The sequence below is a fragment of the Shinella sp. genome, from assembly GCF_052438155.1.
In the GTDB taxonomy this organism is placed as follows: Bacteria; Pseudomonadota; Alphaproteobacteria; order Rhizobiales; family Rhizobiaceae; genus Shinella.
Genome location: NZ_JBQVPI010000062.1, coordinates 1 through 11,908 on the forward strand (window position 1 = coordinate 1; position 11,908 = coordinate 11,908).

The following is an 11,908-nucleotide window of genomic DNA, read 5'->3' on the forward strand; positions in this document are numbered from 1 at the left end:
ACAGAGGACACCGCATACAATCCATCCTCGCCCTATTCTGCGTCCAAGGCTGCCTCGAACCACTTGGCAAAGGCCTGGCACCGAACGTACGGCCTGCCAGTCCTGATCTCGAACAGCACCAACAATTACGGGCCGTACCAGTTCTGCGAGAAGCTTGTTCCACAGATGATCGTCAAGGCCATCGAAGGCAAAACACTGCCAGTGTATGGCAATGGCGACCATGTGCGCGACTGGCTTTTTGTCGGCGATCATGTCCGCGCGCTGGAGCTGATGATGAACAGCGGCCATCCAGGTCAGACCTATAATGTCGGGGCTAGAGCCGAGCGTACCAATTTGCAGGTCGTCGAGGCGATCTGCACGCTGCTGGACGAACTCCTGCCAAGGAAATCTCCTCACCGTACCCACGTCCAATTTGTGGCTGACCGGCCCGGTCACGATCGTCGCTATGCTGTCGATCCATCCAAGTTGGAGCGCGAGCTTGGATGGCATGCGCTTGAGAGCTTCGATTCAGGTCTGCGAAGAACGGTGCTTTGGTACCTGAATAACCGGGCCTGGTGGGAACCGCTGCGTTCTCAAGTTTACGCAGGCGAACGCCTCGGAATGTCCTCGGTCAGATGACCGGTCCGTAGCTCGCTCGAGCAGCGCGGGGTTAGCAAGCCTGTTTTTGAGCGGGGCTCAGGCGCGCTCTTTTCCGCAGGCTGGTCAGCCTGCTCCTGAGGGCGCGGCGTTCGGATGCAAGGGGCCCCGCACGCACTCTGAACCAGTGGCCATTGTTGCGCATGCAGGCGTTGAAAGCCGCCAGGCCCCGGCTTTCCGCCTGCTGAGGTCAAGCCTCCTTGTTGCCGCCTGATGTTCAGGGTGCGGTCTATGTTCCTTGTCCTAGCGCGGTCAGCGCGGGGACAATGAATGCCAGTCCGGCAGAGTGAGAGGGGGGCGGCTTTGCCGTGACGGGTTGAGGACCGAGAGAAAGGCTCCCGGCTGTCCGTCATGGAGGTTTGCGTCATGAACATGGAGATTATAGCATCGCAGTCCGGTGTGAGCAGCGGTTACAGGGTCGATGTCTCGCGCGGGGAACGGGTGGGACGGGTGTCATCGGAGTGGTTTTCCAGGCCCGATGACCAGAGGTTCCTGTCGCTGGATGATCTTGGGGCTTCCGTCAGGCACCGCACGGAGCGCAGCCGGACCCGCGTGGTGGATACCGGGGGTATTCGTGTCGAGGCCAACCGGAATGATCCAGATCGCCTGGCGCTGATGTTTCCAGGATCCGACGCACCGGTCAGCCCGACACACTGGAGCTTCGGCCAGCTGGCGGCTCAGGTGGGAGCGCCTGCCGCCTATTTGCGGCAGCTTCCAGCTTCCCTTGCAGCCATCAACCTCCAGTACGGCCTGAATTCGAACCGTGTCGAGCAGATCAAGATCCTGGAAACCGAGGCTGTGGCGTCCGCGCACCGGATCGACCTGCGCGCGGTGACCGGCCCAGATTATGGCCGCATATTTGACCATGAACTGGTCGACGCGGTGCAGCGTATCGCAGGCAACGGAACCGGCGATACCCGCTGGAAGGTTCCGGGCATGCTCGACTGGTCGACTGGGATATACAATCCCCATGTTGATGTCCGCCGCGACACCACCACGCTGTATGCCTCGGACCGCGATGTTTTCCTGTTCCTTGTCGATGATCTCAATCCGATAGAGGCAGGGCGCCTTCCCTATGGCTCGCCCGACCTGTTCTTCCGCGGCTTTTACTGCTGGAACTCCGAAGTCGGAGCGCGGACGCTGGGCATTGCAAGCTTCTACCTGCGGGCAGTCTGTCAGAACCGCAATCTGTGGGGGGTCGAGGACTTTCAGGAAATCAGTATCCGGCACAGCAAATATGCCGCAAGCCGCTTTGCTCACGAAGCTGCCCCTGCTCTTCTGAATTTCGCGAATTCCTCCCCGCAACCCTTCATTAACGGCATCCGGGCAGCCCGCGAGCGGATCGTGGCGAGAACTGACGAGGATCGCAGCCATTTCCTCAGGTCGCGTGGATTCTCGAGGGCCGAGTCGGCTAGGGTTATCGAGACGGTCCTGCGCGAGGATGGCCGCCCGCCCGAATCGGTTTTCGACTTCGTGCAGGGCATCACCGCGCTTGCCCGCAGCAAGTCCCATCAGGATGCCCGGCTCGACCTTGAGGGCAGGGCCAAAAGGCTGCTCGATCGGGTCCACTGACACGCCTGCAATTTCACGGATATCTGGCTTGGTGCTGTCTTCTCGAAAGTGAGAGGGCGGCACTTGCCTTTGTGGCGGACCCAAGTCTGGGAGAGAGGCTCCCGGGCGGTGCGTCATGGAGTTCGATCATGACCAAGTCAGCTTCCAGGCTCGTGCTGAGTTCCTCGCGCGACATTCCCTTCTCGCAGTTGGTACTGAGCCAGAAGAATATCGGGAGCGGCCATACCGGCTGCCGCAGAATGACGTGAAGCACGGAGCGGCAGATGCCGTTCCGCGCCTTGTCGCATGCGCGCCGTCACCACAGCATCAAGGAGCCACACCATGGCCATCCCAAAACATGTCCGCAGCAATTTTGACACTCTCGTCAGGGCCGCACGGGCCGGTGACCTTGCGCTGATGGAATGCACCGCAGCCGACAGCGGTGAGCCGCGCTATGTGCTTTGCGCTGCAGGCTGCACACATTCAGCGTTTGTGATGACTCCATTTGGCCACCTTGCGTCTGGCAATCCCTACGAGGCCTATATCCCGTCGCCTGACCCTTTCAATGGGCATCACCTCCAATCCTGAGGATACAGACATGACCCTTCCCATTACCGGAGGCGTCCTTGGGCGCTCCTGCGCCCCTGCGCTTGATCATCATCGGTGCCCACGAGTTGCACGCAGATCCTGTCGGAGGCCGAGGCTGCTGCCGAGCCGCTATGCCCTGATCTATCCTTGTACCAGAAGGGCGGTGTGACATGGAACAGTTTCCCAGTCATGCGGCAGATACATCGCATCGCCTTGCCCAAAACGCGCTCGCCGTATGCCGGCATTATCTGCCGGCCGGCAGGCGCGAGGGGCGCTACTGGACAGTCGGCAATGTTGCAGGCGATCCGGGACGCAGCCTCTATGTCCGCCTGTTCGAAAGCGAGCGCGGCAGGGTGGGCAACTGGGTCGATGCTGCCACTGGCGAGCACGGCGACCTGCTCGACCTTATCCGGCTGAACCGGGGCCATGCCCGGCTTGCCGATGCTATCAATGAGGCCCGGCAGTTTCTGCTCCTGCCGAGAACGGTTTCTCCCGTGGTTGCAGTTGACGCAAGGACGCAAAGGGCTGCCGCAGGTTCGCCGGTTGCAGCAAGGCGGTTGTTTGCAGCGTCTCGGCCGGTCTGTGGAACACTGGGCGCGCTCTATCTTCGCGAGCGCGGGATCACGCGGATTCATGGACTTGCAGCGCTTCGATTCCACCCGCGCTGCTTCTACCGCCCCGCGGCTGCCGATATACCTGGCATTCCCCAGGCGTTCCCCGCCCTTGTGGCTTCGGTTACCGGAAACCGGGGCGTTCAGACAGGAATTCATCGCACCTGGCTTGATCCGAGCGGCAAGTCAAAAGCGGCGGTCGCGTCGCCGCGCCGCGCGCTGGGCGACATTCTGGGGCATGCGATCCGTTTTGGTGCCTGCAACGGCGTGCTTGCCGTCGGAGAGGGCCTCGAGACCATGCTATCGCTGCGCGAGGCGCTGCCAGCCATGCCGCTGGCAGCTGCAACGTCGTCCTCGCATCTTGCAGCGTTTTCCTTCCCGCGAGGTCTGGTCCGTCTCTATGTGGCACGCGACCGCGATGCCGCGGGAGATACAGCACTGGCAATCTTGTCTGACCGTGCACACGAGGCGGGGATCGCGCTCATGCCGCTGACGCCGACATTCGGTGATTTCAACGATGACCTGCTGCAAACAGGACGCACCCAATTGGCAAATCAGTTGCTCGGCCAGATCCATCCCGACGACCGGGCTCGCTTTTCGGCCAGTTGACGGCACTCCAAACAGCTGTTGTGTTCATCGCCTGCACGGCCTTGCTGTTTCCTCGACCATGCGCCGGTCCCACCCCAGCCTTCTCTGGGAGCGATCCGATTGACCGGCAGGAGTTCTCGCGCGCAATGGCTGCACTGCGGCTATTTTCCGGCGGCGCGGTCAAGGTTAGAATCCGAATGGTTCTACCACGCCTTTCCGTCGCGAAACAAAATAGCCACAGCTTCGCCATCCTCCGCTGCGCTGCGGTCCTTGGGACATGTTTGCTGACGAAATTCCCGTGTTCCGATGCGGATGCACCCGCACTCCTTCCGGTCAGAGGGATCGCTGGAAGGCCGGGCAGGGTGCCCGGCTCGAACAGTCAGAAGGACCACCATCATGCCTCAGCCATTCTCATTCGAACCCGAGAATGCCGCGTCTGCCACCGCCCATCTTCTCGACGAGATCGCCCTTTATGGTTACCGTCCCTTCTCCGACGAAGCCGATACAAGGCCACTTCCTGACGACCGGCTTGCCACCGGCGCTGTGTCCGACATGTTCGATGCCCTGATTTCGACGATGATCGACACCAGGCTCGAACCCGACCTCGAAGACCTGTGCTGGCAGCTTGCCAACCTCTTTCACCGCGCCATGAGTCGCATCCAGCGCGAACTCGACGACAACGAGGATGCACAGAAGCGCGGCCAGCGCGAACAGGACGGGTCGGAAGTGAAGTCCGTCGAGCTCGAACGGCTCATTCGCGAGGGTATCGGCCTGATCGAGCGGCGCAACGTGCTGGAGTTTCTTCGCGAAGCCGCATCAGACCAGTTCGAGGCACACTTCCGCAAGGCCTGGACCCCGCGCACCGGATCGCTGGTCAACCACCGTACCCTCACTGCCAGCATGATCGACAGCCGTGATTTCCTGGCGGCAAGGCGCCGGTGCGAAACCGAACCGCTGTTGCCGACAGGAACGCGGATCGCGTTCACGTCAGGACCTGCCTATGACGATCACAAAAGAATCTGGAATGTACTCGACAAGGTCCTGGCGAAGTACCCCGACATGGTATTGTTCCATGGCGGCAACTCCACTGGAGGCGAGCATATAGCTGCCCTTTGGGCCCGCAACCGCAAGATTGTGCACGTTGCCTTCCGGCCTGACTGGGGCCGCTTCCAAAAGGCGGCCCCTTTCCGCCGCAACGACCAGATGCTCGAGATTCTGCCCAAGGCGCTGGTTGCCTGCCCTGGCAACGGCATAAATGCCAACCTTGTGGACAAGGCCCGCAAGATGGGCATCCCGGTCTGGACCATCGAGTGATCGATGGGCCTGGTCCAGCAAAAGGGCCATCCCTGTTGCCCAGGCTTGCTCCAGATCGCCTCGAAGGTGAACCGGGATGTGCCTTTCCATATCAGTGCTCAATTGCCGCCGGGCCTGACATTCTGGGTGACATCTTGATCGCAAGCCACGAAGGACCGGCTTGCCGGGTGACGCACCAGACGGACATAGCCTGCTTTGGCAGCTTTGCCGTCACTGCAGGGGCGCCCATTCCTGCCCGAGCTGGCAACGGTATACTCTGCATACCACCATCCTGCGCGGTGCCGCGGCGCCGCATTCCGTCGTGATGCAGAAGAGAACCATGGGACCGAATTCGGCCAGGAGACCGGGTTCGATGTCGGTATCGCCTGGCGGTGCGGAAGCCTCGGCCTGCAGCCTTCGGGGCGGCCCCGATGGCGTCGCAGGGGCGTTGCAGCCGTTACTGTCGAGCAGGCGTTCACACCGCCGGTTATCCCTGCAGGGCGACGAGATTTTCTCGAGGCATGCCGCGCGAGGCAGACTCTACGGTCTGAACCAGATGATCTGGCCGCTTGATCGGTTCGCCAAGGTCCGCGCATCAGGCGAAAGCAGAGCCCATGGCTGCCTCTTGCAAGGCCCGATCTAGCAGGGGAAGGCGTTGCCGCCTGACCCTTGCTGCAATGGTGCTGGCGACGGCTTTCTTCCCCTGGGCGTCCCGCCCATTCCTCGCGGGCCAACAAAGCCGCCTTCGCACCGTCCTCCACCTGCGTTCCGGCCCTGACGGGTGCAGCGGGCGCAGGCCCCTGCCCTGTTCGCGCCGTCGAGGCTGCGATGGGCGCAGCTACGACTCATCTGAAGGAACTCATCATGGCTATCATCGGAACGTTCACCAAGATCGACAACGAGTACAAGGGCGAGATCATGACACTGGCAATGCAACACAAGAATGTTCGCATTCTTCCCGAAAACAGCGCAAACGAGAACGCTCCCTCGCACCGGGTGTACGTAGCGAAAACCGAAATCGGGGCTGCCTGGACCCGCTGCTCCAACGAAGGTCGCGACTACCTCTCGGTCAAGCTTGATGACCCCAGCTTCAGTGGACCGATCTTCGCCAACCTTTTCGAAGACGAAGTCGGCAAGGCTCACAACCTGATCTGGTCCCGGCAGCGCCGCCCCAGCAGCGGCGACTGAGAGACCCCTGCGCCCCGCCCGGCCATTGCCGGGCGGGGCCATGGCCGGCATCGTGTTCGATTATCGATACCCGAGAGGGTATAAGCCTGTACCCGGATCGGCAGTTCTGCCGAGCAGCCTTATTGCCCAGCCTTGGCTGATCGATCCGAAAGGGGTTTGCGGGTATGGCGTCCAATCATCAAGGAAAGGGCTCGTGCGGGACCGACACTTTCCAGACATACGACTTTGCAGATTTTGCTCAGGCGTTTCTGTGCCGCAATCCGGCCTATCGCCGCTACCATGCAAGATTGGAGTATCCGCAAACCCGCTCAGATATCGACAATCGGGAGGGCTTGGCCGGGCGTTGGGGCCTGTGCTTTCCCCGTGGATCCCCACGCCTGCCCAAGATCCCATCCGGCCCTGTGGTCGCCAGTCTGTGCGCCGGGCGTTACGGTCATTGAAACAGGTGGCCCTGACTGCAGCTTGATTCCGCAGAGCTGGCGGCTGCTCACTCACTGCTGCGATCGGCACGACCACCATCTTGTCCTTGGTTACGGCACGTCACGGCTACGCCTATGCCTGCGCCACAACTCCGGCCGCGAGGCGCCCTGCATTGTTGTTGGCCAAGATGACCTGCTTGCTGTCCGCCTGCACGCAGCATCGCGCTACGTGCGTGCCACGGGCCGGAAAGCGGGTGTGACCCCAAGCGTCGGTCCCACTGACTACCAGCGCGCGCACCTTGTTCGGCTGCTCGCAATTGCAGATGCAATTGTGCTGGGCGCATCGGCTCGCGACATCGCCTTTGCCATTGTCTTTCCCCGACACGGACCCCTCGCCGGGCCCGTCTGGAAGGGCTCTGGCGAACGAAGGCACACCCTGCGCCTGATCCGGCAGGCCCGCCAGTTGACCGAAGGCGGCCATGTCAGCCTTTTGCGCCACGGATGATTCCTGCCAGGGTGACCTGCAATCACCGCATCAAAAGTGTCACTCCGTCCGAGGCATGGTCGTGGCCCAAAAGCATCACAATTGCCAGCGATCATGCGCCGCTGGTCCAAGAATGACCCGGAGCTTGTCGATGACATCCATTCCCACGCCTGTCACAGCCCGTTTTTTGCGGACACCCGATGCTGCCGTCCATCTGGGGCTGTCAGCCAGAACGCTTGAAAAACACCGCTGCTATGGCACGGGCCCCGCCTATCGCAAACTGGGGGGGCGCATCGTCTACGCGATCAGCGACCTTGACGCCTGGGCCGAGAAAGGCCTGCGTCAATCGACCAGCGATCCGGGGAAAAGCGCCGTCCATCCGGCCAAACGGCTTGATGGATATACCCCGCCGGTGCGCAGGTAGCGTGCGATGCCCCGTTGCGTTTTCCTTGGCGCCAACCTCGATGCAGGCAATGCACTCTTGCCTTGCCTCCCGTTCCCTTCACCGCTTCTGGAACACAAATCTGAGGAATGGTCGCGATGACGTGCGAACGACCGGTAGATGGCAGGCCCCCAGTTTTCCGCACGGCACCCGCGCAGGACCACGAGCTTGGCATCCCATCAAGGCCGCCTGGCTCTGAAAGCGCCGACCTCTGCCAGGTCGAGCTCTATTGGAACCATGGGGCGTGCGAGCACTGGCTGCGTTTTGGCAAACCCGTCGCCACCTGCATCAATGCTCAAAGGCGCCGCGTTGAGTGTTATGCACCAGGCCAGACCTTTGCCGTTGTCCGCTGGGCTTCGCACCATCAGGGCACTGTTCTTTCTCGAATAGACGTCCTGCAAGCCGTCGGTCCCAGGGACGCGTTCACGGATGTGCCCGATATCAGTCCTGGCGCAAAGCTTCTGCTTTCCGTGCGCAGCTGGCGCAAGGTCAGGCGCGTTCTTGCCTTGATTGATGCGATCGAAGAACTCGGCATCGACCCGTGTGCAATCCCTGCCGCATGCTGGCGGGACATCCACTTCCGGCTTAGCGAAGCAATGTTGGCACATCGCCGCAACATCGGTATCGGACATGCCTCGCTCGCTCAAAAAACACGGGCATCATGAAGCGCCTCGCCATCCTCCTTGCTGCAGGTGCGGGGACCCTTGCAGCTCTCTCGGTCGTGCTGCCTGAGCGCCATCCGCTGGTCTGGAACGTTTCTGGGTCGGTGCCGACCGGGTTATACTGGATAGCCGAGGCCAAGGAACTCTCGGTCGGAGACAGGGTGGCAATCGAGCCGCCACCTGCGCTGCGCATAATACTCGAGCGCCGCGGATATCTGCCAAGTGGCTTGCCACTCCTCAAGCGCGTTGCGGCAATATCAGGTCAGCAGGTCTGCAGGTTCCGGCACGGGATAATGATCGATGGCAGGCTCGTTGTGATTGCGCGCGCGAGAGACACGCTTGGCCGCCCGCTACCTCGCTGGAGCGGCTGCAAAAGACTCGGCAAGGGCGACATCTTTACACTCAATCCGGACCAAGCCCACAGCTTCGACGGACGCTACTTCGGGGTGCTGGACGCAGGTTCGGTCATTGGCCGTGCTCTTCCCGTTCTCACCCGCGAGCGGCAGGACGGACGGCTTGTCCGGTTTGCTGATCCCCATGCTGCACCGTTTCGCTCCTCAGTTAAGGGAAATTGAAATGGCTGGCGCCTGCGTCGGCCCCGCAGCGGCTGACATTCAGACTGTGCACGGGCGCGATGCGCCAGACCTGCAGAGGAGTGATCCACCGTCTCCCAATGCGCATGCTCGCCGGTCGACCTCCGCACAAGACGCATCTCCAGATGAGCACCCGCATTGCTGCTTGAACCTTCCGAATGGCGATGTCTCGGCTATCCCGCTTTCTTGCGCAGATACCGCCTCGCCTTGAAGAAATTGTCCATCGAGAGATAGGCCAGCGCCGCCCGCGGGCGCAATGAAAGGGTGAGATATGCAGCGCCGCCATCTGCTTTGCTTTGCGGCTTCTGTCTGGGCTTCGGCAATCGGCGCACAGGTGCCGATACGGAGCGAGGTATGCCACGCACTACCTTCGACCATGGATATTGATGGCTATGTGTCAGAAGCATCGCTGCGCTTTGGCCTGCCGAAAACCTGGATTTACGCTTTGATTAGCGCCGAAAGCGCAGGCAATATGCGCGCGATCTCGCACGCAGGCGCAATGGGTCTGATGCAACTTATGCCCGCAACCTGGGCGCGGCAGCGTGTCCGGCTCGGACTGGGCCATGACCCGTTCAATGCTCGGGACAACATTCTGGCGGGTACAGCCTATCTGCGCGAAATGTACGACAGCTACGGCACACCTGGTTTTCTTGCTGCCTATAATGCAGGACCCGGGCGCTATCGAGAATGGCGCGACAAAGGGCGGCCGCTGCCTGCCGAAACTCGGGCCTACATCGCGAAAATCGCACCACGGCTGCAAGACGGAAGCGCCGTGCCAGCAGAGCCGGGTGAAGTTCGCACGCATCCGCCAGTTCCTTCCTGGACACATTCGGCGCTCTTTTCCGTCAGGTCAGCCCCTCAAATTGCGTCCCGGACGGTTCGTGAAAGGGAAGGTGAAATCGACCCACACCTTGCTGCACCGCCTTCACCAGATCCTGTTTTTGCACCCATCGCCAGAAGCAAGCCGCAATGATCGATATTGGGTGCCAACGGCCATTGCTGGAGTGCATTGGCGTTGGGTGGGCAAGGAGGGAGGCGTGCGCAGATAGCAGGTTGGCAGGATGGCGAGATAAAAGCAGCGGCGTCGCTCAGGGTGGATGTGTCTGTATCTATGAAAAAATTAGCGCCGCAGTTTTTCTGGTTCTGCTGTCGCGGTTCGGCTTTAGCGGCATGAAGCCAGCCCGTGGGGCGCCATCGCGTCCGCAGGTGCCGGTATGAACACGGATGAATTCGACGTATACATGGGCCCCTCGAGGGACCAAAATGTCCGCTACAAGGGCAGGTCGGGCTCGCTGGTAGGGCAGGTTGTTAGCGCATCCCGGCGTGTTGGCGCTACACCGCTGGCCCGGACTGGCGGGAAGTACGCGGGAACGGGACGGCATGGGCGCGGCCGGTCAGCCGGACTGGGAACGGAGCGGCTGTCGCATCAACGACGAGTAGTGATCAAGGCAAGGGTGGTACGCCACAGTGGCACGCGGTTCAGGTCGGTCCCGCTTGCACGGCATGTCAAGTATCTGGAGCGCGACGGAGTTACGCAGGAGCATGAACGGGGCCAGCTCTTTGATGCCGAGGGCACCGCGGCTGATGGAGAGGCATTCGCCGCGAGATGCAGTGATGACCGTCATCATTTCCGTTTCATCGTCTCGCCTGAGGATGCGACAGACTTGACCGACTTGCGAACCTACACCCGCGAGTTGATGGCGGATATGGCTCGTGATCTCGACACCCGGCTTGACTGGGTTGCGGTCGATCACTGGAACACAGACAACCCTCATATCCATATCCTGCTGCGCGGGAAGGCGGTCAACGGAGACGACCTGGTCATCGACCGAGTCTATATCTGTGAAACCATGCGTGCTCGAGCCGAAGAACGCGTCACGATCGAACTTGGTCCCAGAAGCGAAAGGGATATTCAGCATGCACTGGTACGAGAGATATCGGCCGAACGATGGACCGGTCTAGACCACGATCTTTACAGTTTGAAGGCACGGGGTGGATTGATCGATCTGCGGCCGTCATCTGATCATGACCGTAAGTTCCATGCCTGTCTGGTGGGGCGTGTCACTGCGCTGGCGCGAATGGGCCTTGCCTCGGAGGTGCGGCCGAGCCGCTGGATCATGCGGAGCGATTCTGAGCAGATTCTGCGCGATCTCGAGACGCGCAGCGACATAATCAAGACGGTGCACCGGGCAATGGCAGGGCAAGGCTGGGGTGCGAATCTGTCACAGGTTTCTCTCCACGCAAGGATGCCTGCTGAACACATCGTCGGAAGGCTGGCTGCACGGGGCTTCCAGGATGAGCTTTCAGGGACAGCATATGCAATCGTCGATGGCGTTGATGGGCGTGCGCACCATCTGCGCTTTTCCAGCTACGAGGCCACCTCTGACACCACCGTTGGCGGTATCGTTGAAGTGCATCACAGGACAGATCGGTCGGGCCGCGAACGCAGTGCACTAAAGGGATTGTCGGACCTCAGTCTCGCAGATCAGGTGTCAGCGCGCGGTGCTACATGGCTGGATCAACAACTGATAGCGAAGCAGCCGCTCCTGCTCGGGCCAGGTTTTGGCCGCGAAGTTGCACAGGCACTTGAGGAAAGATCTGGCCATCTCGTCGAAATCGGCCTTGCGACGCTTAGATCCGGTCAGATCGAGCTGCCGCAGAATTTGCTCGAAACGCTGAAGAAGCGCGACCTGACGGCGGCTGCCAACGACATAGCCAGGCGAACAGGTATGGACATCCAGCCAAGCGGGTTGGGAGATCCTGTCGAAGGGGTCTATCGGCAGCGGGTGGACCTCGCTTCCGGACGCTTCGCAATGATCGACAACGGTCTGGGGTTTCAGCTTGTGCCTTGGC

At 61.1% G+C, this 11,908-nt stretch carries 13 protein-coding genes and 1 pseudogene; 13 read left to right on the plus strand and 1 reads right to left on the minus strand.

What is annotated here, in order from left to right:
* Positions 1-618, plus strand: a 618-nt coding sequence (locus ACT6VE_RS33645) for a dTDP-glucose 4,6-dehydratase (RefSeq protein ID WP_444802523.1), incomplete at its 5' end; no start/stop codon positions are given.
* 31 nt (positions 619-649) lie between these two features.
* Here ACT6VE_RS33645 and ACT6VE_RS33650 read toward each other — a convergent pair.
* Positions 650-808 (minus strand): annotated as a pseudogene (locus ACT6VE_RS33650) (SPOR domain-containing protein); the annotation flags it as partial.
* Positions 809-1,002: 194 nt separating this feature from the next.
* Here ACT6VE_RS33650 and ACT6VE_RS33655 point away from each other — a divergent pair.
* The 12 genes from ACT6VE_RS33655 to ACT6VE_RS33710 form a co-directional block, all read left to right on the plus strand.
* Positions 1,003-2,208, plus strand: coding sequence for a DUF932 domain-containing protein (locus ACT6VE_RS33655; RefSeq protein WP_444802524.1), 1,206 nt, complete (start codon positions 1,003-1,005; stop codon positions 2,206-2,208).
* Positions 2,209-2,529: 321 nt separating this feature from the next.
* A complete protein-coding gene (locus tag ACT6VE_RS33660; RefSeq protein ID WP_444802525.1) occupies positions 2,530-2,775 on the plus strand; it encodes a DUF6117 family protein in 246 nt (81 codons plus the stop codon).
* A 170-nt stretch (positions 2,776-2,945) separates the two neighbouring features.
* Complete coding sequence (locus ACT6VE_RS33665) at positions 2,946-3,995, plus strand: DUF7146 domain-containing protein (protein ID WP_444802526.1); 1,050 nt, start codon at positions 2,946-2,948, stop codon at positions 3,993-3,995.
* A gap of 375 nt (positions 3,996-4,370) precedes the next feature.
* Positions 4,371-5,288, plus strand: a complete 918-nt coding sequence (locus ACT6VE_RS33670) for a DUF2493 domain-containing protein (RefSeq protein ID WP_444562506.1) — start codon at positions 4,371-4,373, stop codon at positions 5,286-5,288.
* Between the two features lie 843 nt (positions 5,289-6,131).
* Positions 6,132-6,455: a DUF736 domain-containing protein gene (locus ACT6VE_RS33675; RefSeq protein WP_444562505.1), complete on the plus strand. Its 324-nt coding sequence runs from the start codon at positions 6,132-6,134 to the stop codon at positions 6,453-6,455.
* A gap of 164 nt (positions 6,456-6,619) precedes the next feature.
* Complete coding sequence (locus tag ACT6VE_RS33680; RefSeq protein WP_444562504.1) at positions 6,620-6,895, plus strand: transcriptional regulator domain-containing protein; 276 nt, start codon at positions 6,620-6,622, stop codon at positions 6,893-6,895.
* A gap of 208 nt (positions 6,896-7,103) precedes the next feature.
* Positions 7,104-7,379, plus strand: a complete 276-nt coding sequence (locus ACT6VE_RS33685; RefSeq protein ID WP_444802529.1) for a DNA -binding domain-containing protein — start codon at positions 7,104-7,106, stop codon at positions 7,377-7,379.
* Positions 7,380-7,509: 130 nt separating this feature from the next.
* Entirely contained in the window at positions 7,510-7,782 is a 273-nt protein-coding gene (locus ACT6VE_RS33690) for a helix-turn-helix transcriptional regulator (protein ID WP_284459197.1), read from the plus strand.
* A 116-nt stretch (positions 7,783-7,898) separates the two neighbouring features.
* A complete protein-coding gene (locus ACT6VE_RS33695; protein ID WP_444802527.1) occupies positions 7,899-8,465 on the plus strand; it encodes a DUF2840 domain-containing protein in 567 nt (188 codons plus the stop codon).
* On the plus strand, positions 8,462-9,037 hold the full coding sequence (locus ACT6VE_RS33700) for a S26 family signal peptidase (protein WP_284459199.1): 576 nt from the start codon (positions 8,462-8,464) through the stop codon (positions 9,035-9,037). The genes ACT6VE_RS33695 and ACT6VE_RS33700 overlap by 4 nt, the downstream gene beginning before the upstream one ends.
* A 289-nt stretch (positions 9,038-9,326) precedes the next feature.
* Positions 9,327-10,028 carry a lytic transglycosylase domain-containing protein gene (locus tag ACT6VE_RS33705; protein WP_444562501.1) on the plus strand — a complete coding sequence of 234 codons (702 nt, stop codon included), beginning with the start codon at positions 9,327-9,329 and terminating at the stop codon, positions 10,026-10,028.
* A gap of 691 nt (positions 10,029-10,719) precedes the next feature.
* Positions 10,720-11,908, plus strand: a 1,189-nt coding sequence (locus tag ACT6VE_RS33710) for a DUF3363 domain-containing protein (RefSeq protein ID WP_444802528.1), incomplete at its 3' end; no start/stop codon positions are given.

Coding starts and splice junctions, on each gene's coding strand:
- ACT6VE_RS33655 (WP_444802524.1), top strand. CDS start 1,003: ATGAACATGGAGATTATAGCATCGCAGTCCGGTGTGAGCAGCGGTTAC.
- ACT6VE_RS33660 (WP_444802525.1), top strand. CDS start 2,530: ATGGCCATCCCAAAACATGTCCGCAGCAATTTTGACACTCTCGTCAGG.
- ACT6VE_RS33665 (WP_444802526.1), top strand. CDS start 2,946: ATGGAACAGTTTCCCAGTCATGCGGCAGATACATCGCATCGCCTTGCC.
- ACT6VE_RS33670 (WP_444562506.1), top strand. CDS start 4,371: ATGCCTCAGCCATTCTCATTCGAACCCGAGAATGCCGCGTCTGCCACC.
- ACT6VE_RS33675 (WP_444562505.1), top strand. CDS start 6,132: ATGGCTATCATCGGAACGTTCACCAAGATCGACAACGAGTACAAGGGC.
- ACT6VE_RS33680 (WP_444562504.1), top strand. CDS start 6,620: ATGGCGTCCAATCATCAAGGAAAGGGCTCGTGCGGGACCGACACTTTC.
- ACT6VE_RS33690 (WP_284459197.1), top strand. CDS start 7,510: ATGACATCCATTCCCACGCCTGTCACAGCCCGTTTTTTGCGGACACCC.
- ACT6VE_RS33695 (WP_444802527.1), top strand. CDS start 7,899: ATGACGTGCGAACGACCGGTAGATGGCAGGCCCCCAGTTTTCCGCACG.
- ACT6VE_RS33700 (WP_284459199.1), top strand. CDS start 8,462: ATGAAGCGCCTCGCCATCCTCCTTGCTGCAGGTGCGGGGACCCTTGCA.
- ACT6VE_RS33705 (WP_444562501.1), top strand. CDS start 9,327: ATGCAGCGCCGCCATCTGCTTTGCTTTGCGGCTTCTGTCTGGGCTTCG.